Annotated in this window: 18 protein-coding genes; 8 read left to right on the top strand and 10 right to left on the bottom strand. The window is 61.8% G+C overall.

The genetic code is table 11. The annotated features are described in order from the left end of the window. Position 1 precedes the first annotated feature (1 nt). From LB528_RS25175 to LB528_RS25160, 4 genes are read left to right on the top strand one after another with little or no spacing between them, the layout of a single operon-like run. The gene (locus tag LB528_RS25175) at positions 2–847 is read left to right on the top strand and encodes an ABC transporter permease (protein ID WP_224716708.1); all 846 of its coding nucleotides are present in this window, start codon (positions 2–4) and stop codon (positions 845–847) included. A gap of 2 nt (positions 848–849) precedes the next feature. Next, on the top strand, positions 850–1,632 hold the full coding sequence (locus LB528_RS25170) for an ABC transporter permease (RefSeq protein ID WP_224716707.1): 783 nt from the start codon (positions 850–852) through the stop codon (positions 1,630–1,632). After that, on the top strand, positions 1,629–2,693 hold the full coding sequence (locus LB528_RS25165) for an ABC transporter ATP-binding protein (protein WP_224716706.1): 1,065 nt from the start codon (positions 1,629–1,631) through the stop codon (positions 2,691–2,693). Before LB528_RS25170 ends, LB528_RS25165 begins: the two co-directional genes overlap by 4 nt. Before the next feature lie 3 nt (positions 2,694–2,696). Continuing rightward, positions 2,697–3,452, top strand: coding sequence for an MBL fold metallo-hydrolase (locus tag LB528_RS25160; RefSeq protein WP_224716705.1), 756 nt, complete (start codon positions 2,697–2,699; stop codon positions 3,450–3,452). 69 nt (positions 3,453–3,521) lie between these two features. On the opposite strand, the gene LB528_RS25155 is transcribed toward LB528_RS25160, so the two are convergent. Next, positions 3,522–4,451, bottom strand: a complete 930-nt coding sequence (locus LB528_RS25155) for a hypothetical protein (RefSeq protein WP_224716704.1) — start codon at positions 4,449–4,451, stop codon at positions 3,522–3,524. Positions 4,452–4,608: 157 nt separating this feature from the next. Between LB528_RS25155 and LB528_RS25150 the strand changes: the two genes are divergently transcribed. Together LB528_RS25150 and glf are read left to right on the top strand one after the other, a co-directional pair. Further along, the gene (locus tag LB528_RS25150; protein WP_224716703.1) at positions 4,609–5,550 is read left to right on the top strand and encodes a hypothetical protein; all 942 of its coding nucleotides are present in this window, start codon (positions 4,609–4,611) and stop codon (positions 5,548–5,550) included. Beyond that, positions 5,544–6,725: a UDP-galactopyranose mutase gene (gene glf, locus LB528_RS25145; protein ID WP_224716721.1), complete on the top strand. Its 1,182-nt coding sequence runs from the start codon at positions 5,544–5,546 to the stop codon at positions 6,723–6,725. Before LB528_RS25150 ends, glf begins: the two co-directional genes overlap by 7 nt. A gap of 118 nt (positions 6,726–6,843) precedes the next feature. On the opposite strand, the gene LB528_RS25140 is transcribed toward glf, so the two are convergent. Beyond that, positions 6,844–7,830: an NAD-dependent epimerase/dehydratase family protein gene (locus LB528_RS25140; RefSeq protein ID WP_224716720.1), complete on the bottom strand. Its 987-nt coding sequence runs from the start codon at positions 7,828–7,830 to the stop codon at positions 6,844–6,846. Positions 7,831–8,573: 743 nt separating this feature from the next. Between LB528_RS25140 and LB528_RS25135 the strand changes: the two genes are divergently transcribed. Together LB528_RS25135 and LB528_RS25130 are read left to right on the top strand one after the other, a co-directional pair. Further along, entirely contained in the window at positions 8,574–9,347 is a 774-nt protein-coding gene (locus LB528_RS25135) for an NAD kinase (protein WP_224716702.1), read from the top strand. Between the two features lie 292 nt (positions 9,348–9,639). After that, positions 9,640–11,181, top strand: coding sequence for a DEAD/DEAH box helicase (locus tag LB528_RS25130; RefSeq protein ID WP_224716701.1), 1,542 nt, complete (start codon positions 9,640–9,642; stop codon positions 11,179–11,181). 74 nt (positions 11,182–11,255) lie between these two features. On the opposite strand, the gene LB528_RS25125 is transcribed toward LB528_RS25130, so the two are convergent. The 8 genes from LB528_RS25125 to LB528_RS25090 all read right to left on the bottom strand — a co-directional run bounded on the left by LB528_RS25125 (position 11,256) and on the right by LB528_RS25090 (position 19,854). Beyond that, positions 11,256–11,864 (bottom strand): hypothetical protein, encoded by a 609-nt coding sequence (locus tag LB528_RS25125; protein WP_224716700.1) that lies wholly within the window; start codon positions 11,862–11,864, stop codon positions 11,256–11,258. Between the two features lie 254 nt (positions 11,865–12,118). Continuing rightward, positions 12,119–12,769 carry an OmpA family protein gene (locus tag LB528_RS25120; RefSeq protein WP_112129995.1) on the bottom strand — a complete coding sequence of 217 codons (651 nt, stop codon included), beginning with the start codon at positions 12,767–12,769 and terminating at the stop codon, positions 12,119–12,121. 136 nt (positions 12,770–12,905) lie between these two features. Continuing rightward, a complete protein-coding gene (locus tag LB528_RS25115; RefSeq protein ID WP_224716699.1) occupies positions 12,906–13,274 on the bottom strand; it encodes a GFA family protein in 369 nt (122 codons plus the stop codon). A 268-nt stretch (positions 13,275–13,542) separates the two neighbouring features. Then, complete coding sequence (locus LB528_RS25110; protein WP_224509421.1) at positions 13,543–13,920, bottom strand: hypothetical protein; 378 nt, start codon at positions 13,918–13,920, stop codon at positions 13,543–13,545. Between the two features lie 298 nt (positions 13,921–14,218). Next, positions 14,219–14,623, bottom strand: a complete 405-nt coding sequence (locus LB528_RS25105; protein ID WP_224716698.1) for a GFA family protein — start codon at positions 14,621–14,623, stop codon at positions 14,219–14,221. A 31-nt stretch (positions 14,624–14,654) separates the two neighbouring features. Further along, a protein-coding gene (prfB, locus tag LB528_RS25100; protein ID WP_224509415.1) for a peptide chain release factor 2 occupies positions 14,655–15,786 on the bottom strand; the annotation gives its coding sequence in 2 pieces (ribosomal slippage) (positions 14,655–15,719 and positions 15,721–15,786; 1,131 coding nt in all). 127 nt (positions 15,787–15,913) lie between these two features. Next, positions 15,914–18,370, bottom strand: a complete 2,457-nt coding sequence (locus tag LB528_RS25095) for a penicillin-binding protein 1A (RefSeq protein WP_224716697.1) — start codon at positions 18,368–18,370, stop codon at positions 15,914–15,916. A 230-nt stretch (positions 18,371–18,600) separates the two neighbouring features. Continuing rightward, positions 18,601–19,854 (bottom strand): N-acetylmuramoyl-L-alanine amidase, encoded by a 1,254-nt coding sequence (locus tag LB528_RS25090; protein ID WP_224509410.1) that lies wholly within the window; start codon positions 19,852–19,854, stop codon positions 18,601–18,603. Between the last annotated feature and the right edge of the window lie 630 nt (positions 19,855–20,484).

Raw genomic sequence — 20,484 nt, 5'->3', positions numbered from 1 at the left:
GATGGCGTTCGCGGGAAACAATTCGCGTGCCCTGCCCTGGGCGCTGGTCACGCCGGCGCTGGCATGGACATGTGCTTTCTTCGTGCTGCCCTTCATCGCCATGGGATTTTCCAGCCTCACGGCGCATGAAGGCGGCGGCTTCACTTTAGCCAATTACAGCCAGTTCTTCACCGATCCGTCCTATTGGCGGGCGATGGTGAACTCGCTGGAGGTGACGGCGATCGTCACCGTGATCTCGATCCTGCTTGCCTATCCCTTTGCCTGGATTCTTGCCGAGATGGTGCCGGAACGCTGGCAGCGGCTGGCGCTGATGCTGGCCGTGCTGCCGTTCTGGACCTCCTATGTCGTGCGCTCCTATTCCTGGCTGCTGGTGCTGGCGCAAAACGGCGTCATCAACCGGGCGCTGACCGGCATCGGCCTGATCGGCGAGCCGCTGCAGCTTGCGAACACGCGTTTCGCCACCGTCACCGGCTTCGTGCATTTCTTCGTCATGCTGTTGACGCTGACGATCTTCGCCAATTTGAAGCAGCTCAGCCCGAGTTACCGCAAGGCTGCCGCCGATCTGGGCGCCGGGCCGGTGCGCACCTTCCTGCATGTCGTGCTGCCGCTCACCTTGCCCGGCATCATGGTCGGCGCCTTCCTCACCTTCGTGCTCTGCATCGGCGACTACATCACGCCGCAGATCCTCGGCGGCAACAACGAGCTGGTCATGCCGCAGCTCGTCATGATGCAGATCGGCCGCCGCGGCGATTTTCCGCTGGCTTCCGCGCTGTCGATCATCCTGATGGCTGTTGTGACCATCGCCTATCTCGCCTGCGCGCGCTGGCTGAAGATCGAGCGGGCCTGACCATGCGCGCCGCCGTTCGCCTCGCCGCCTGGCTCTACGCCATCGCGATCTACGGCTTCATCTTCCTGCCGGTGGTCGTGCTGGTGCTGTTCTCGCTGCAGGCGACCTCTTTCCCGATCCCGCCCTTCACCGGCCCGTCGCTGCGCTGGTATCAGGCGGTGCTGTCGGATGCGCGGCTCACCTCGGCGCTGGTCAATTCGCTGCTGGTGGCGGTGCTCTCCTCGCTCGTTTCTGTCACGCTCGGCTTTCTTTCCGCCTGGGGGTTCGCGCGCTTCGTGCTGCCGGGCTCGGCCATCCTGCGCGGCCTGATCACACTGCCGCTCACTGTGAGTTATCTCATCATCGGCATGGGGCTTTTGGTGTTGTTCAACTGGGCCGGCGTGCCGAAGTCGCTGCTTGCGGCCGGCATCGGCCATGTCGTGATCAACCTGCCGCTCTGCTTTGCCATCATCTATAGCCAGATGGGCGACCACCAGATCAACATCGAGCGCGCAGCCCGGGACCTCGGCGCCGCCGAGTGGAAGGTGCTGCTCATGATCACCATGCCGGTGATGGCGCCGGCGATCTTCGCCGGCTTTTTCCTGTCGATGACGTTTTCCTGGGACGAGTTCGTCATCTCCTTCCTGCTCACCCGCTTCCAGACGACGCTGCCGGTGGAGATCTGGAACCTGCTGCGTTCCGGCCTCAACCCCAAGACCAATGCCGTCGGCTCGCTGGTCTTTGCCGTCTCCATCGTCCTGGTGGTGTTTTTCGAATTGACGCTGTTGCGGAGAAAGCCGGCATGAGCGCGCCTTTGATCGACATCCGCAGCGTCTCGCACCGCTTCGGCCAACTAGCGGTGCTGAAGAACGTCTCGCTCGCCATCGAGCCCGGCAGCTATACGATCCTGCTCGGGCCGTCCGGCTCCGGCAAGACGACGCTGCTTTCGATCCTCGGCGGCTTCGTCACGCCCAGCGAGGGCAAAGTGTTCATCCGCGGCACGGATTGCACCGCTCTGCCGCCGGCCAAGCGTCCGACGACCACCGTGTTCCAGGACTACGCGCTATTCCCGCATATGAGCGTCGGCGGCAATGTCGGCTTCGGGCTGCGCATGCGGGGCGTCGACGGCGCGAGCCGGGCGGCGAAGGCGCGCGAGGCGCTGGCTCTCGTGGGGTTGGCGGCCGCCTTCGACAAGAAGCCGCATCAGCTCTCCGGCGGCCAGCGGCAGCGCGTAGCGCTGGCCCGCGCGCTGGTGATCGAGCCCGCGGTGCTTTTGCTCGACGAGCCGCTCGGTGCGCTCGATCTCAAGCTGCGCCGGCAGATGCAGGACGAGCTGAAGGCGATCCAGAAGCGCGTCGGCACCGCCTTTATCCATGTCACGCACGACCAGGAAGAAGCGATGGCGCTGGCCGACCATTGCGTGGTGATGAATGAGGGCCGGATCGAGGACGAAGGCCCGCCCGAGCGGGTCTATGCGCGGCCGGCGACGCGCTTTTCCGCCACCTTCATGGGCGAAAGCACGATCCTTGTCGGCACCGTTACCGAGGCGAAGAATGGGACCGTCACGGCCATGACGGCGCTCGGGCCGATTTCACTGCCCGGTGTCTCGCCTGCCGATGCCACGGTCGCGCTCGCCATCCGACCCGAGCACCTGGTTTTTGGCGAAGCGAAAGGCAATGTCACGCTGGGCATGGCCAAGGTCGGCGATGTCGTCTTCCAGGGTAGTTTCAAGCGCGTGCTGGCCACCTCGACGCTGGATCCTGCACTGCAATTTATCGCGAAGGCGCCCGCTTCCGCTGCCATTCAGGCAGGCGACACGATCCCGGTTTCATGCCAGGCTCAAGACATCATCTTATTGGCGGACTGATCCATGGGCACGCTTCCGGTCATCGAGGCTCCGGACTGGTACGAAACCATCCGCATGGGCGACGACATCACGCTCATCCATGAGCCGTGGATAAAACCGTTCTTCCGCTGCAATATCTGGCATGTGCGCGGGCGCGACCGCGATCTGCTGTTCGACACCGGCCTTGGCCATTTCAGCCTGAGGCGCCATGTGCCGCTGGTGAGCGAGCGCAAGCTTACTTGCGTGGCCAGCCACACGCATTTCGACCATATCGGCTGCCATCACGAATTCCCGGAGCGCTGCGTGCATTCGGCCGAAGCGGCAATCCTGGCCGATCCGCGCAACGAATGGACGGTGGCGGACCGCTATGCCAATGAGGAGATGTTCGACGGCGCGCCGGAAGGCTGGGATACGGCGCGCTACCGCATCCTGCCCGCGCCGGCAGGCCGGCTGCTCGAGCACGGCGATGTCGTCGATCTCGGCGACCGCGCCTTCGAGGTGATCCACACGCCTGGACATTCGCCCGGCGGCATCGCGCTTTATGAGAGGAAGACCGGTATCCTGCTGTCGGGCGACATCATTTATGACGGGCCGCTGATCGACGATGTCTACCACTCAGACATCGGCGACTATGTCGAGACGCTGCTTGCCATGCGCGAGCTTGACGTCTCGGTCGTGCATGGCGGTCATTTTCCGAGCTTCGGCAAGGTGCGCTACCGGCAACTCATCGACGAGTATGTCGCGGGCAAGCGCAAGGCCGGGTGCCACCTGCAAAGGTGAGGAACACCGACGGCGGACGATGCGGTCCAGCCTTCCGAATGGGAACAAGCATCTTTCGACGCCGCCGTGTCACCGTTTTGGATCAGCCCTATCTTTCGGGAGCGTGATCGTATATTTCGGCGGCGTTCCATTGCGGTACTTCTTCCATGGCCTCAGCCGATCCTTCAACCGCACCACCGTCTTCTTGTAGACAGGCGCCGGCAGCCCGGCGAGATCGTAATAATCCTCGAGGATCGTAGTGCCCAGAAGCGCCTTCTCTTGCGGGTAGAAGGAAAAGTGCGCCGCGATCAGATCGCCGAAAACCTTGCCCGGCCGTCCGAGCTTGACGGGCAGGACGGCGGAAAACCACTCTTCTTCGTCTCCCAGCGGGTGAAAAAGGTCGCCCAGTTCAACGATCTCCGACCCGAAAAAGCCGATCGCGTTGATGGAAAAACGCGACGCCTTGACTTCGCAGTCGGGCACCCGGAAATCGCCCAGCCGGCCGGTGCGCACCGCTTCGATCAGGATCGGATGCATCGCGAGCGGGAACGTCGGATGAGACCATGAGAATGGGCACATCGCCTGGCAGGTCAGCGGCCCTTCGATCTGAACCGCGGAGAGGTATTTGATGAATGTGTTGCAGATGGCGTTGTTGATGATGAGCGGCGCATACCAAAGCGCCGAGCCCCGCTCGGTCAGCACCCGTTCCATGTAGTTTTCGAAAAAACCGTCCTCGAGAAACACGATGTCATCGTCCAGCCTCAGATAGAAAGCATCTGGATCGTCGCAGAAACGGAAAAAACGTCCGATGGCGTCGTTTTTTCCGTTGGCCCCGGGCAACGTCTTGATTTTGATCCGCGAATCGGCGCTCGCCAATTGCCTGAGATAGGCCCGATCCTGCTCGTTGCGGCAGTTGTCCCACAGATGCCATTCGTGCACATGAGAACTCTTCAGGACATAGTGGCTAAGCACGCCAAGATATTTCTCACGTCCGGCCGGAGTGACAACGATCAGCTTCATGGATAGCCATCCTGACGGGACGTTTTGCGCAAATGCGAACTATCCGTCAGTCGATAACCCGCCGCCGATCTCGCGGCAAGCGAGCCAAGCATTCGACCTTCTGAAGCGAGCAACTTTGGTGTAAGTGCCGCGAGACAGCAAAGCAGCCCACCGAAGCATGAACTCCACCAGCAGATCTCCGCAGCCGACCAGCCACCGCAATCTCGTGATCGTCAGAGCCGGCGACCATTCCCTGCATCGTGGTTGGGGCGCGGACGAGCCTGGATGTGACTTCGACCTGATCGTCAGTTACTACGGATCCGATCCATCGGCCTTCAGACTGCCTTACGAAAGGCGAGTGGATCGGAAAGGCGGCAAGTTTGACGGCCTTTTCGCGCTGTTCAATCAGCAGCCGGACCTGCTCCAGCGCTATCGGTATTTCTGGCTTCCGGACGATGATCTCGATGCAGATCGAAGAACAATCGAGGCCATATTTGCGAATATGCGCCGGCTCGGCCTTGATGTCGGCCAACCCTCTCTGACGCTCGACAGCTATTTTTCGCATCTGCCGTTCATGCGTTGCGACAGCTTCGAGTTCCGCTTCGTGGACAAGATCGAGATTATGGCTCCCTGCATCAGAGCCGACGTGCTGGTCAAGGTGCTGCCGCTCTTCGAACATTCAATGAGCGGCTTCGGCCTTGATTCGATTTGGACGCGCCTGGCGCCGGACAACCGACGCAAGTCCGCCGTGTTCGATGATTTGTCGATTCGTCACACGCGCCCTGTCGGAAGCGCGCTTGCCCAAACGATGTTGGAAAAAGGCCTTACACCCGAGGCGGAATACGCGCAGCTGAAGGCCAGATTTGGCCTGGATGAATTTTATCCGATCTCCTATGAGGCCGTGGACAGAAAGGGGCGCCTTTGGCGATCGAAGACTGCCATAGGCCTGCGCATGATGCTGCATTACGCCCGACGGCTAAATGCATTCAGACAGGTGTATCGACTGAAGAAAACGCTGTGGCGGCATGTTCGCCGACAGCATTTCAAGGCGATCGAACTCTCAGCCATCGCGATCGAGCCGTTTCCGGCTCGGACTGCCGACGGGGCAATGACATGTTGAATAGCGCCGAACTTCTTGTCGTAGGGGCCGGATTCTACGGCGCAACGCTTGCCGAGCGTGTTGCAACCAGGCTGGGCCGCCGTGTGCTGGTGATTGATCGACGCACGCACATAGGCGGCAACGCCTACACCGAGCCCGACGCTGCCACCGGCGTCGAGATCCACCGCTATGGGCCTCACATCTTCCATACATCCAACAAAGAGGTCTGGGACTATCTGCACGCCTTCACGCAATTCAGTTCCTATCGGCACCGTGCGTTTTCGTCATATCGCGATCAGATCTATTCCTTGCCGATCAACCTGGCGACGATCTGCCAGTTCTTCGGCAAACGGCTCAGCCCGGATCAAGCGCGAGCGCTGATTGCCGAGCAATCGTCCGAACTCGGGGACCGGCAGCCGGCCAATCTCGAGGAGAAAGCTATCTCCCTTATCGGGCGCCCGCTCTACGAGGCGCTCATCAGAGGCTACACTGCCAAGCAGTGGCAGACCGACCCGCGCGAGCTTCCGCCGCAGATCATCGCGCGTTTGCCGGTGCGCTACACATTCGAGGACGGCTATTTCAACGATCGATACCAGGGACAGCCGCTCGAAGGCTATACGGCAATCTTCCACAAGATGCTTGCGCACCCGCTGATCGAGACCAGGCTCGGCGTCGATTTCTTCCAGATCAAGGGATCGCTGCCCAAAAATATTCCTATCGCCTACACGGGCGCCATCGACCGATATTTCGACTACGCCGAAGGAGACCTCGGATGGCGGACAATCGACATCGAGTTCGAACATATGGACACGCCGGACTATCAAGGCACAGGGATCGTGCATTTCGCCGACCAAGCCGTGCCTTACACGCGCATCGTCGAGTTCAGGCACTTCAACCCGGAGCGTGAATTTGAAGGCAACAGGACGCTGATCGGTCGCGAATTCTCGCGTTTTGCTCGTCGCAGCGACGAACCTTACTATCCTATCGACACCCGCGCCGACCAACGTATCTACGAGCGCTACCTGGCGCGCGCTCGTCTCGAACAAAACACTCATTTCGGCGGCCGGCTCGGAACATACCGCTATCTCGACATGCACCAGGCAATCGGCGCGGCGCTCAAGGCATTCGAGACCGTCTTCGTGCCGTATCTCGAAGGTCGATCGGAGACGGTGTCGATGAGAGGGCGGCCTTCCTGAGCGAAGTCGGCCAAACTCTTAACAACTAGAGGATGATCCCGAAAAGTGGAACCGGTTTCGGACATGCTCCAACAAAGAGTTAGATCAGGATGGCGATTCAACGAAACGTCATCCTGATCTAGGCTAGGGCCGCGGCAGGGGTGGCAATCTGGCTCCGGAACCACTCAAATGTCCGTCGAATACCGTCCTGATAATCTGTAACGGCTTCCCAACCTGGAAGAATACGCTTGGCCAATCTCAAGTCGGGGCAACGATTTGTCGGATCTTGAGGAACCGGTTCATGATGGACGATCGAGCTGCCGGGAACCAGGGAGCAGACGAACTTCGCGATATCCAGGACCGAAACCTCGCAATTGTTGCCGATATTGAGCGGGCCACGATGTGAAATGTTGTCGCGCCAGAAGAAACGCTCCAATCCGTCGACGATGTCATCGACATAACCCCAGCTGCGCGATTGCAGGCCATCACCATAGACTGTCAGTATTCCAGTCGTCAGCGCCTGGCTTATGAAGTTCGAAATCGCACGCCCGTCATCTATACGCGTGCGGGGTCCATATACGTTGAAGAGCCGCACCACTCTCACGTCGAGACCTTGCGTGCGTTGGGTCTCGAACAACAGCGCTTCCGTGCAGCGCTTGCTTTCGTCATAGGAGGACCTGGGGCCCGTGCAATCCACTGAACCTCGGTAACTCTCTGGCTGTGGGGAGATCTGCGGATCTCCATATACCTCCGAGGTGGATGAAAAGCAGAAGCGGCCGCCAGGCTTGAGCAAACCCAGGAGGTTGAAAGCACCGCCGACATTGGCGCGAATGGTGCGAGCCGGATCACTCATATACCAGCATGGTGAAGCGGGCGATGCCAGGTGAATAATCTCGTCGAACCGTTGCGAGGTAGCGAAGACCTCCGCATCCTCGATCTCGATGCTCAATCGCGGATCGTTAACGTGCGCAAGGTTCTGGCGCGAGCCGGTCCATAAGTTGTCGACCACAACAAGGCAGTCGAGATCCGTGCGCTGCAAGAGACGATCGGCCAGATGCGAGCCTATGAAGCCACTGCCTCCGGCGACCAACACCGCGCGACGATCCTTACGACTTGTTCCATGCATCATCACGCCGATTTTGTTTTCGGAGCGCACTCGCCCCGGAGTTGAATCGAAAGACACATAGAGCCTGGCGAATTGCTAAGCAATCTAGCGAGCGCGTTTTCGCTACCCCGCCGATCTCGCAAATGCATGCGGAACCCAACCAGCTGGAGACGTCCCACGCGATTTCACGAAAGATGCCGCGGTCATCGCGACCGCGGGCCGTTCACGCCGCATATCTGGCGAATGCCATTCCCGCGCAGACCAAAGCGCCTCATGGGAACGGCAAACCGCTCGTACCTTTGTGCTGATGCAACCGCGGACGGACACCGCTTCGCACGTTTCCCGGAATCGCTTTAAAGCGCCCTTTGCGGGCAAGGCGTTCCCGTCGCGTCGCCGCAGCGGGAAGTCGTCGGCTGCGGCCGCTGACTCATCTCTTCCGAATGACGCACGAGTTCAGCGAACATCAGCGCGAAACTTCCCATCATCAGGAAGACTATGATCAGACGCGTTACCGGCAATAGACAGGTCTCTCGACTGGCCAGCCCCCGCCAACCCATCCACTGTCGGCTAACATGATCGATCCGGCTTTACGAGTGTTTAAGCCGCGTCTTAACCATAGCGGCCATCACATTCATGTCGCGCCTGTCACGAAGCGCGATTGTCGGGTGTGACCCGCCGGCCGGCGCAGCACCCTTCACAGATGTGGGCGGCGCATGCTACGCCGTCGCCGGCGCGGCCCCGCAGATGGTCGCCCTCCGGGAGCCATGAGCAAAGCCGCCAGCCGTTTCGCCTTCGTCTCTTCCGACACCGACGACGCCCGCGCCGCCCTGGAAAGTCTGTCGGCGCGCTATGGGCAGGTGCCTGTCGCCGAGGCCGAGATCATCATTGCGCTCGGCGGCGACGGCTTTCTTCTGCAGACGCTGCGCGAGACGATGAGCACGGGCAAGAAGGTCTACGGCATGAACCGGGGCACCATCGGCTTCCTGATGAACGAATATCGCGCCGGCGGGCTCGAGGAACGCATCGCCAACGCCGTTGCCGAGACGATACGCCCGCTCGAAATGATCGCTGTAACCCATGACGGCGAGTCCGTTTCGGCGCCTGCGATCAACGAAGTGGCGCTGTGGCGTCAGTCCTACCAGACCGCGAAGATCCGCATCACCGTCGACGGCCAGGTGCGGCTGGAGGAGTTGAACTGCGACGGCGTGATGATTGCGACGCCCGCCGGCTCCACCGCCTACAATCTGTCCGCGCATGGGCCGATCCTGCCGCTCGATGCGCCGCTGCTGGCGTTGACGCCGGTCAGTCCCTTCCGGCCGCGCCGCTGGCGCGGCGCGCTGCTGTCCAACAAGGCGACGGTGCGCTTCGATATACTGGAAGCCGAAAAGCGCCCGGTGAACGCCGCCGCCGACCACACCGAGGTCAAGGCCGTGGCTTCCGTCACCGTCCGGGAATCCCCGACGGCGACGGCAACTTTGCTGTTCGATCCGAACCATTCCTGGAACGAACGCATCCTGGCCGAGCAGTTCCGCTACTGAGCCGGCGCAACGATATTGGTTCGATCAAAGCATGTCGCCAAAAGTGCGCAGCGGTTTGGGAGCACGACATGCATCAAGCAAAGATTCAAAGCACGTAGCCTCAATCCGTTTCGATGCAACGCGCTTTAAGCATCGCAATTAAGGTTACGACTTCACAATTACCGGATTCCCGGCTGTTTCTGTTGACAAATCGCGGACTTGCGCCTAACTGCAGGCCAATCTTGCAGGCGCGTGGCGCCTGCCGTGACGGACACCGTTGCGATTTCCCGAACCAGCCAAAGACATCAAACACTTGTCATCAGACACCACGATCGCTCAAGAAGCGTTGACGTTCACAGACCTTGGCCTTTCGCCCAAGGTCCTCTCCGCAGTCACTGATGCCGGCTACACCGAGCCGACTCCAATCCAGGCCGGCGCCATCCCGCACGCTCTGCTCGGCAAGGACGTGCTGGGCATCGCCCAGACCGGCACCGGCAAGACCGCTTCCTTCGTGCTGCCGATGCTGACGCGCCTGGAAAAGGGCCGCGCCCGTGCCCGCATGCCGCGCACGCTGATCCTCGAACCAACGCGCGAGCTCGCCGCTCAGGTCGAGGAGAACTTCGTCAAATACGGCAAGAACCACAAGCTCAACATCGCGCTTCTGATCGGCGGCGTCTCCTTCGACGAGCAGGACAAGAAGCTCGAGCGCGGCGCCGATGTGCTGATCGCCACGCCCGGCCGCCTGCTCGACCACCGCGAGCGCGGCAAGCTCTTGCTCAACGGCGTCGAAATCCTCGTCATCGACGAAGCCGACCGCATGCTCGACATGGGTTTCATTCCCGATATCGAGCGCATCTGCGAGATGATCCCGTTCACGCGCCAGACGCTGTTCTTTTCGGCGACCATGCCGCCAGAGATCACGAAGCTCACCGAAAAATTCCTGCACGCGCCGGTGCGCGTCGAAGTCTCCAAGGCGGCGTCGGCTGCGACCAACATCGTCCAGCGGCTGGTGAAGTCCGGCACGAAGCCGTGGGAGAAGCGGGAGACGCTGCGCAACCTGATCAAGGCCGAAGACGCCGACCTGAAGAACGCCATCATCTTCTGCAACCGCAAGGTCGAGGTGTCGGAACTCTTCCGCTCGCTGCTGAAACATGATTTCGACGCAGGCGCCCTGCATGGCGACATGGACCAGCGCGCCCGCATGCAGATGCTTGCCAATTTCCGCGACGGCAAGCTGCGCTACCTCGTTGCCTCCGATGTCGCCGCGCGCGGTCTCGACATTCCCGACGTCAGCCACGTCTTCAACTACGACGTGCCGATCCATGCCGAGGACTATGTCCACCGCATCGGCCGCACCGGCCGGGCCGGACGTTCCGGCAAATCCTTCACCATCGCCACCCGCTCGGACACCAAATATGTCGATGCCATCGAGAGGCTTATCGGCACGAAGATCGAATGGCATGACGGCGACTTGTCGACCGTGACCGAAAGCGAGGGCGAGGAGCAGCCGCGTCGTGGCCGCGGCGCGCCGCGTAGGGCCGGCCGCAAGGACGAGGGCCGCAAGGACCGGGGCGAGCCCAAGAAGCCGCGTCACACCAAGCGCGAGGAGGCGCCCGATGTCGCGCGCGAGGAGCAGCCTGTCGCCGAAGTGGCAGACATTGCCGAACGCCGCGCCCGCAAGGACGCTATCCGTTCCGAGAACGACCGCAAGGGCTCGGGCAACCGGCACGAGCAGCGCGCCGACACCCGGCCGCAGCGCGACCGGCCCGGCCGTCACCGTCAGGAGGAAGACGACGCAACCGTCGGCTTCGGCGACGACGTGCCGGCCTTCATGCGGATCGTCGCGAAAGTCTGAGCTCCAGCCCGGTCAGACATGAAAACGGCCCCCGAGCGGGGCCGTTTCTTTTGCTGTCCTTCGCAGGCCCTGCCCTACATCGGTCCCGGCATCATCTTGGTCGGCTTTTCCAGCATCGGAAAATCGGCCTTGGTGCATTTCACGTTCGGGTTCGTCGGGCTGAACATGCCGTTCGGATTGTCCCTGAACAGCCAGGCATGCAGGTCGTAGTGGACGAACTCCCTCGGAATGAGCGGATAGTGCCCTTCCATCGGTCCCATGAATTTCTGGCCGAACAGCGTCGGCACCTCCTTGGTGTCCGGCGTCAGCGGCACCAGCCATTCCACGCCGACCAGCTTCAAACCTTTCTTGGTCGGCTCGTAGATCAGGACATTGGGCTTCATCGGGTCGAGCGGCTTGCCGACGCTCGGGACGTTGACGAAATGGATGCCCATGGCGCCCTTCGGATAATACATCGTGCCGTCAATCTTCTCGCCAGCGTAATGGACGCAGCCGACAGTCGACAAATAGAGATCCCGCACCGCGGCGGTGTAGTCCTCATATTTGGCGAGCGATTTCTTCAGGGCCTCGATATCGGCCTTGTTCGCGTCCTCGGCCTGCGCCGGGGCGGCTCCAAGCCATGCGCCCAAAAGACCACTCAAAGCGAGGACGCCGCAGCGCCCGAGGCGAGCTGTTCTTATCATGCATTCCTCCCAGATTCCTTGATCTGGCCGTGCAAGACCGGGGCGGCAGATGCTGATTGCGCGGCCGGTTGACCGCCCCATCCCCTCTGGAACAGCAGGATGGTAGTCCCTTCCCTGGTTCTGGAAAAGCATGAATTAGAAAATTAGAATAAGCTTATGTCTTCGGCCGATTTGTCTTTGGACTCGCCGAACGAAAACGGCCCCGTGCGGGGCCGATCTGTTTTGATAGGCGTGCCGCCGGGCGCAGTTTTCTCTCAGGTAAGCGGCGACAGCTGGATTTCGACGCGCCGGTTCTGTTCGCGGCCCTGGGCCGTCGCATTGGAAGCGATCGGCCGCGTCTTGCCGAATCCGGTGACGGCGAAGCGGCGCTGATCGACGCCCTGGCCGGCGAGATAATTGGCGACGGCAAGCGCGCGCCGCTGCGACAGGTCGAAATTGTGCTGATCGCTGCCGGTCGAATCGGTATGGCCGAAGACGTCCACCGTGGTCTGCCGGAACTTCTTCAGCACCAGCGCGACCGAATTCAGCACCGGATAGAAGCCCGGCTTCACCGCGTCCTGGTCGACATTGAAGGTGATGTCGGACGGCATGTTGAGGATGATCTGGTCGCCGCTGCGGGTGACGCTGACGCCGGTGCCTTGCAACTGACGGCGGAGCTCGGCCTCGTTCTGGTCCATGGTCGCGCCGATAGCGCCGCCGGCGAGAGCGCCGATGCCGGCGCCGATCAGGGCGTTGCGGCGGTCATTGCCGCCGGCGAGCAGACCAAGGCTGGCGCCTGCCAGCGCGCCAAGGCCGGCACCGGCCGCCGTGTTGGAAATCTTCTGGTCGCCGGTATACGGATCGGTGGTGGTGCAGGCGCTCACCAGCACAGCCGTCGCCACGACGACGAGCACGGTCTTCTTCATAAGATTGGTCCCTCTCCAATTCGCGGCCGTTGCGGCCACGCCAAATCAGCCCTTCCGCAGCCTTGTAACATGAAATGCGGCGAAAAACGGAACGGCAATGCGGCCGCAAAGCCCGGTCGCCGTTCCCGCGTCGCCTCTACCACAAGTTCTTGCCGTCGATGACCACCACCTCGACTTTGTCCAGGTCGAAATCGTCGAACAGGCGCGAGTTGACGCTGATCTTCGGATTGTCGAAATCAGGCTTCCCGGTCGACCAGTCAGGCGTTTCGGTGAAGGTGCCGCAACCGCAAATGGCGCAGAAACCATGCTTCACGGTCTTCGAGCCCCAGCGATAGAAGGAGACGTTCTCCGGCGGACTTGTGAGCTTGAATTGCGAGGGCACATAATAGGCCCATAGCGACCCGCGCTTCGCGCAGAACGAGCATGTGCATTGCGTCACCGTCTGCGGCGCGTTGGTAACCTCGAAGGTTGTCGCCTTGCAGTGGCAGCTTCCCCTGATGGTCATGAACTCACCTCTCCCGTTGTCCGCCGCCAAGCCGGATTCCCCTGGCAGCAGGGCAACATAAAGAAGCGGTCCTGACAACTGTCTGTCGGCAGCTTCGGCAAACATGCCGGCGCTCGAAGCTTTCTCGCGCTCGCATTAGCTCGCGAAGGCTAGAGCGTTCCACCGTTTCACGGAAACGGCGAAACGCCCTATCTCTTTTACGCAATTCCGGAGGGGAGGTTACGGCGAAGGCGCCGAACTTAACCGCTCACACTTTCCTGGAATTGCTCTAGTAAGAGGGCGGCGGCACGAACAGGCAGATGGTCTTGCCGGCGTCGAGTCCGGCCTGGTGCGCGCACCAGTGGTACTCGCCGTCGGGCGAATTCTTGATCCGCTTGTCGCTATAGGCCACCACCTCGCCTGTGCCCTTTATGACATAGCCTTCAGGCCGCTCGCTGATGGACGACTGCGGCACCTCCTTGCAGTCGAAATTGGCGCAGCAGGCAAATGGGTATTTCCAGCCTTGCGGCATGGCCGCCGTGGGTTGGGCGTCGTGCGCGATGGCCGGCGGCGCCAGCACCGAGATGGCTCCAACAGCGAAGAGGGAGAATAAAAGTCGGCCGGCCGGTCGAACGGCTTTGGCCGATCTTGATATGGCAGCAGACATCGAAACGTTCCTTTCGAGCATCAAGCGTTTTCGCTTGCCCGTTCCCGGAACGTGTTCTTCCCAGTGGCCGGATCGTCAGTCGCAGTTATGCCGCGTCCGGCCATAAATGCTTCTATCCCACAGCCCGAATGCTGAGCTGATTCCATAGCCGGCGCAAGAAATGGACGCGCCCCCGCGGCGCGCCGGGCTTCAAGCTTCGGCGACAGAAAGGTGCGCAGACTTGACTGGCGAGAACCAGACGACAGGCCTGCGCCCAGGGTGCCTAAGAACGAAGTTCCGCTGACGGAGGTTCCGGCCTTCAGCCGTCGGCATGTTCACGATATTGCGGCAGATCGTCTGTAATCGTGAACCACGGCGCCTTTGAACCGACGAAGATATGTGCGCTCGGGCGAATGCCTGGATCGTCGATCAACGTTCCCATGGCGACATGAACGTAGGCGCCATCACGCATCAATGAATAGAGGAGCGAGCCACATCGGCCGCAATGGGCGTCATAGCCGCTCTCGTCGCCGAAGATCAGTAGCCTGTCGTCGCCGGCGGTGAGACGGAACTTGCCGCGCTCGATGCCGGCGAAGGGTTTGAACGCCGACCCGGTCGTGCGCCGGCAGTTGGAGCAGTGGCAATTGGCAGCGTAAACGAATTCGTCCGCCACTTCATAGTGGACTGCGCCGCAGAAGCATTTCCCGGTAAGTTTGCGCGTCATCGGCTTCCTCCGTCGTGCAGCGCCGGGAATGCTAGTCGAGGTCCGCCACCGCTTCGCCGGCACCGCCCTCGATGCGATGCGAGAGCGAGGCTTCCATGAACTCGTCGAGGTCGCCATCGAGCACGCTCGACGGCGAGGTGCTTTCGACGCCCGTGCGCAGGTCCTTCACGAGCTGATAGGGCTGCAGCACGTAAGAGCGGATCTGGTGGCCCCAGCCGATGTCGCTCTTCGACGCTTCCGTGGCGTTGGCGACCGCCTCGCGCTTCTTCAGCTCCTCCTCGTAGAGGCGCGAGCGCAGCATTTCCCAGGCCTTGGCGCGGTTCTTGTGCTGCGAGCGCTCGGCCTGACAGGCGACCGCGATACCGGTCGCCAGATGGGTGATGCGCACCGCCGAATCGGTGGTGTTGACGTGCTGGCCGCCCGAACCCGAGGAACGATAGGTGTCGATACGCACATCGGATTCGGAAACATTGATCTCGATCGAGTCATCGATGACCGGATAGACCCAGACGCTGGCGAAGGATGTATGGCGCCGCGCGTTGCTGTCGTAAGGCGAAATGCGCACCAGGCGATGGACGCCGGACTCCGTCTTCAGCCAGCCATAGGCGTTGTGGCCCTTGATCAGCACCGTGGCGGACTTGATGCCCGCCTCTTCGCCGTCATGGACTTCCAGCACCTCGACCTTGAAACGGCGGCGCTCGGCCCAGCGTGTGTACATGCGCAGGAGCATCGAGGCCCAGTCCTGGCTCTCGGTGCCGCCGGCACCGGCATGGATTTCGAGGTAGGTGTCGTTGGCGTCGGCTTCGCCGGAGAGCAGCGTCTCGACCTGGCGAGCCTTGGCCTCGCCCTGCATCGAACGCAGGGCTGCCTCCGCCTCGGCGATGATACTCTCATCGCCCTCTTCCTCGCCGAGCTCGATCAGGCCGATATTGTCTTCCAGCGCCTGTGTCATTCCCTTGACGGCAGCGATACCGTCCTCGAGTTCCTGGCGCTCCCGCATCAGCTTCTGCGCTTCGGTCGGATCGTTCCAGAGGCTGGAATCCTCGGCACGCGAATTCAGGTAATCAAGCCGCTTTACAGCCTGATCCCAGTCAAAGATGCCTCCTCAGCAGGGTTATCGCCTGCCTGATCTCGTCGACAATGTTTTGCGTTTCCGCGCGCATGGCGTTTCGTTCGGTCCTGTTCTTTTCGGTCTTTTCGGAATAGGCGCGATACATAGGCACGGCATCGCCGCCTGTAAAGCGAAATGGCCGGCGGTTTCTCGCCGGCCCATTTCAGAAATGCGCGAGGTCAGTAGAGGCCGCCGCCGCCATCCTGGATGGCCTGGTTGGCCTGGGGCGACAGCGCTCCGCCCGAGCCGTTCGAACCGTCGGCACCCATGCCGATCACCCAGTAGCTGTCGGCCGGTCCGGTTCCGGGCTTGAATGCCTCGACGATGGTGTTGGGATCGCCTTCGGCGGCGCGCATGCCGGTCTTGCGGTTGATGGCGATCAGCTTCATGCCGTCCGGGACCTGGAAGTCGGTGTTCGGCTTGCCGTCGAGCGCGACGCGCATGAAGTCCTTGAAGATCGGCGCAGCGAGACCACCGCCGGTGGCGCCATGGCCGAGGCCGCGCGGCGTGTCGTAGCCCATATAAAGGCCGACGACGAGGTTGGGCGTGTAGCCGATGAACCAGGCGTCCTTCTCGTCATTGGTCGTGCCGGTCTTGCCGGCGATGTGGCGGCCCAGTTCACCGATGGTGGCGCCGGTGCCGCGCTGCACCACGCCTTCCATCATCGAGGTGATCTGGTAGGCGGTCATCGGGTCGAGCACCTGCTCGGAATTATCGACCAGCTCAGGCTCGGGCTGGTCCTTCCATTCGGTGGCGTTACAGCCTTCGCAGCCGCGCTCGTCCTGCTTGAACACCGTCTTGCCGTAACGGTCCTGGATGCGGTCGATGAGCGAGGGTTTGATCGATTTGCCGCCATTGGCCATGATCGAATAGGCCGACACCATGCGCATGACGGTCGTCTCGCCGGAGCCCAGCGCCATCGGCAGATAGGGCGCCAGATGATCGTAGACGCCGAAGCGCTCGGCATATTCCACGACCAGCTTCATGCCCATGTCGTTGGCAAGCCGCACGGTCATCAGGTTGCGCGATTTCTCGATGCCGGAGCGCAAGGTGGCCGGGCCCGCGACCGTGCCGTCATAATTCTTCGGCGTCCAGGTGGTGTTGCCGCTCTGGATGGTGATGGGGCCGTCCATGATCACCGAGGCGGGGGTGTAGCCATTGTCGAGCGCCGCCGAATAGACGATCGGCTTGAACGACGAGCCGGGCTGGCGCATCGCCTGGGTTGCGCGGTTGAACTCGGACTGCGCGTAGGAGAAGCCGCCGACCATGGCGAGCACGCGGCCGGTATGCGGATCCATGGCGACGAGGCCGCCCTCCACCTCCGGCACCTGGCGCAGCATGTAGGTGTTGTCGGAGCCTTCGTTCTTCTGCACGTAGATCACGTCGCCGGGCTCCAGCACCTCCGCCGGGGACTTCGCCCTGACGGACTTGCCGTTGACGAAGTGCCGCATGGCGAAACCCATGTCTTCCTTGCTGACGGTACCCTGGACACGGTCCTTGACGAGGTCGCCGGAAACCTGTCGCGCCGGCTGAAGGCCGATGGCGAGACCAGTCGCCGAACTGTCGAGCACGACGGCCAGCGTCCATTCCGGCACGTCCTCGAGACCCTTCACATTGCCGAGCGGCACGCCCCAGTCGCCGGAGATGTCGATATGCGTCACAGGACCGCGATAGCCGCGCAGCATGTCGTATTTGAGCAGGCCGTTCTGCATCGCCTTGCGCGCGATAAGCTGGACCTTCGGATCGAGCGTGGTGCGCACCGACAGGCCGCCCTCGTAGAGCGCGTTCTCGCCGTAGCGCGCGATGATCTGGCGGCGGACCTCCTCGGTGAAGTACTCGCCGGCGAATAGGTATGAGCCGTTGCGGCGCGGCGTCACGCCGAGCGGTTCGGCCTTGGCCTTGTCGCCCTCCTCGCGGGTGACGTAGCCGTTCTCGACCATCTGGTCGATGACCCAGTTTCGGCGCTCGAGCGCGCGATCGGCGTGCTTGAAGGGGTGATAGTTGTTCGGGCCCTTCGGCAACGAGGCGAGATAGGCGGCTTCCGCGACCGTCAACTCGTTGACCGACTTGTCGAAATAGGTGAGCGCAGCACCCGCGACGCCGTAGGCGCCGAAGCCGAAGAAGATTTCGTTGAGGTAGAGCTCGAGGATGCGGTCCTTCGAATAGGCCTGCTCGATGCGGAAGGCTAGGATCATCTCCTTGATCTTACGCTCATAGGTCTGGTCAGAGGTGAGAAGGAAGTTCTTCGCCACCTGCTGGGTGATCGTCGAGGCGCCGACCTGGCGCCTGCCTGAGCCGAAGTTCTGCAAGTTGACGACAATCGCGCGGCCGAGGCCGGTGATGTCGATGCCGGGGTGGTTGTAAAAGTTCTTGTCCTCGGCCGACATGAAGGCGGCCTTGACGCGGTCAGGGATGGCCTGGATCGGCAGATAGAGACGCCGTTCGCGCGCATATTCGGCCATCAGCGAACCGTCGGAGGCGTGAATGCGCGTCGTCACCGGCGGTTCGTATTTGGCCAAAACCTCGTAGTCCGGCAGGTCCTTCGTCAGATGGCTGATATAGATGGCAAGGCCGGCCGCCACCAGCAGCGCCAGCGTCGTGCCGATGCCGAAGAAATAGCCGATGAGACGAATCATGCCCGCTCCAGTCCGAGGTTCGGGAATTTCCTAAACGAAGCCGACAGTCGCGCAAGCTTCCCGGGGCGGTCCCAATCCGCAATCGAAAAACCCATGTCGCGGCCATGTGGACAAAATACGGCAGCGCGAAATTTGAGGACTCGGTTGCCGAATAATAACGCCCGGTGTTGTCGTCATGCAACGCTGCTTGTGGTTGCAGACCTCCGGCGGTTGCGGGCAGGTGCGGCGGGTCAGCCGCCCGTCGCGGTACCGGCCTTGGCCGCGGCAAAGAGGGCGACCGCGTTGGTTATGCTTTGAGCCGCCTTGCCGCGCCAGTCGGCGTTGAGCAGCTGCGCCTCGTCCTTGACGTTGGAAAGATAACCGAGCTCGACCAGGACGGACGGCACGTCGGGAGCCTTGAGCACCCTGAAGCCGGCCGAGCGCTGCGGATTGTTGATGAGGCCGACGCTGGTCGACAACTGACCGACCAGCGTGTGAGCGAAGCTCATCGAGAAATTATGGGTTTCGCGGCGGATCAGGTCGATCAGGATGTCGGTGACTTCCTTGTTGTCGTCCTCGATTTTCATTCCGGCGAACTGGTCGGAGAGATTCTCGCGATCGGCGAGCGCCTGGGCCTCCGGATCGGAGGCCTTGTCCGAGAGCGTGTAGACCGTGGCGCCGCGGAGCCCTTTGACGGCAATCGTGTCGGCATGGATGGAGATCAAAAGATCGGCCTCGTGCTGGCGCGCGATGCGCACGCGTTCGTCCAGCGCCAGGTACAAGTCGTTGTCGCGTGTCATGTAGACATCGTATTTGCCGACCGCGGCCAGTTTGTCGCGTAGTTCCTTGGCGAAGGCGAGCGTGACGTCCTTCTCGACCGTGCCGGCCGAGCTTTCTGCGCCACCATCGACGCCGCCATGGCCCGGATCGATAACCACCGTGAAGCGATGGCCGGGCGCAGATATCGGTCCGGTGCCGACCCGCTCGCCCTTTTCGGTGGAAACCGTCGAACCGGTTGTCAGCGACTGGTTGGCGAGAGCCGCGTCGAACTCCCGTTCGGAGGCGGCCGACATGTCGACGGCGATGCGATAGCCGCTGCCATCGTCATCCTTGAGCACGTCGAGCTCGTCGACGGCGAAAGGTCCCTTGCCGGTGAGGATCAGGCGCGAACCGTGTCCCTGATCGCCGTAGCGGACGGCCCGCACAAGCCCGCGCGGCTTCACATCCTTGGCGTCGAGGGCGAATCGTGTGCGCGGCAGGTCGATGACCAGGCGATTGGGGCCGCGCAGCAGGAACCATTTGACGTCCGGCTCGCGGTCGAAATTCACGACGATGCGCATCTTTGTGGCGTCGCCGGCCATCTTGTAGCCGGTCGCGTCAAGCAGGGTGTCGGCGTGCGCGGCGGCGAAACAGGACAGGACGGTCAACAGCAAGGCAGTCCAGACCAGGCGCAGGAAACCCCCGGCGACCCTACCCCTCTTGTCCGCGGTACCCGCCGGTCCCATCTCTTATCCGTCGCTCCCGGTTCGACGCATTGCGCCCAGCAATCCCGCAGAGTGCCTGTCAGGCCACCAATTCAATTAACGATTGGTATTCAGAGAAGGTTAACCAAGCCTTTCACGGACGCGATGGAAGGCACCTTCCCCTGCGGAAGCGCTTTTTGCCGGCATCCGAAATCGGGGTTGCCTTCCATCCCGCCAAATCATAAAAGCGACATTGGATCACTGCAATCCTGGAACCGCTCGCCTCAGCAGTTTCCTGCCAAAGGTCGGATGCAAAGGCGGCTCCGTTATCTTCCAGGCTCAGGTGGTCGCGACGATTTTCGCAGGCGTGCTCCCGTGGCGGGGGAATCGCTTGCGTGAGGAAAACGGCCGGGTTTGCCCCGCGCCGGCTCTTCGTGAGCAAACAAGCTGGTCCGGCTGAGCCCGGGCTTTGGTTCAAAAGGTTCTGCTGGTGCCGATGGCTTCAAGCGCAATCATGGAAAGGTCCGCATCGAACCGCGCCATAGTGGCTGCGGGCGGCACCGCCATCGCGCTCAAGCGGCGGCTAGCGGACATTCAATTATCCGGCATGCACACAGATACAGGCGCACAGCGGCGGGCATTGCCACGCCGGCTGCGGCCGTCGGCTGCCGG

Source organism: Mesorhizobium sp. CA4 (assembly GCF_020165075.1).
Lineage (GTDB): Bacteria > Pseudomonadota > Alphaproteobacteria > Rhizobiales > Rhizobiaceae > Mesorhizobium.
The sequence above is the reverse complement of the archived record's forward strand: the minus strand, read 5'-3'. Positions and strand labels throughout refer to the sequence as shown.

Excerpts from the sequence above, each read along its gene's own strand:
- LB528_RS25175 (WP_224716708.1), top strand. The coding sequence starts at position 2 with ATGGCGTTCGCGGGAAACAATTCGCGTGCCCTGCCCTGGGCGCTGGTC.
- LB528_RS25170 (WP_224716707.1), top strand. The coding sequence starts at position 850 with ATGCGCGCCGCCGTTCGCCTCGCCGCCTGGCTCTACGCCATCGCGATC.
- LB528_RS25165 (WP_224716706.1), top strand. The coding sequence starts at position 1,629 with ATGAGCGCGCCTTTGATCGACATCCGCAGCGTCTCGCACCGCTTCGGC.
- LB528_RS25160 (WP_224716705.1), top strand. The coding sequence starts at position 2,697 with ATGGGCACGCTTCCGGTCATCGAGGCTCCGGACTGGTACGAAACCATC.
- LB528_RS25155 (WP_224716704.1), bottom strand. The coding sequence starts at position 4,451 with ATGAAGCTGATCGTTGTCACTCCGGCCGGACGTGAGAAATATCTTGGC.
- LB528_RS25150 (WP_224716703.1), top strand. The coding sequence starts at position 4,609 with ATGAACTCCACCAGCAGATCTCCGCAGCCGACCAGCCACCGCAATCTC.
- glf (WP_224716721.1), top strand. The coding sequence starts at position 5,544 with ATGTTGAATAGCGCCGAACTTCTTGTCGTAGGGGCCGGATTCTACGGC.
- LB528_RS25140 (WP_224716720.1), bottom strand. The coding sequence starts at position 7,830 with ATGCATGGAACAAGTCGTAAGGATCGTCGCGCGGTGTTGGTCGCCGGA.
- LB528_RS25135 (WP_224716702.1), top strand. The coding sequence starts at position 8,574 with ATGAGCAAAGCCGCCAGCCGTTTCGCCTTCGTCTCTTCCGACACCGAC.
- LB528_RS25125 (WP_224716700.1), bottom strand. The coding sequence starts at position 11,864 with ATGATAAGAACAGCTCGCCTCGGGCGCTGCGGCGTCCTCGCTTTGAGT.
- LB528_RS25120 (WP_112129995.1), bottom strand. The coding sequence starts at position 12,769 with ATGAAGAAGACCGTGCTCGTCGTCGTGGCGACGGCTGTGCTGGTGAGC.
- LB528_RS25115 (WP_224716699.1), bottom strand. The coding sequence starts at position 13,274 with ATGACCATCAGGGGAAGCTGCCACTGCAAGGCGACAACCTTCGAGGTT.
- LB528_RS25110 (WP_224509421.1), bottom strand. The coding sequence starts at position 13,920 with ATGTCTGCTGCCATATCAAGATCGGCCAAAGCCGTTCGACCGGCCGGC.
- LB528_RS25105 (WP_224716698.1), bottom strand. The coding sequence starts at position 14,623 with ATGACGCGCAAACTTACCGGGAAATGCTTCTGCGGCGCAGTCCACTAT.
- LB528_RS25095 (WP_224716697.1), bottom strand. The coding sequence starts at position 18,370 with ATGATTCGTCTCATCGGCTATTTCTTCGGCATCGGCACGACGCTGGCG.
- LB528_RS25090 (WP_224509410.1), bottom strand. The coding sequence starts at position 19,854 with ATGGGACCGGCGGGTACCGCGGACAAGAGGGGTAGGGTCGCCGGGGGT.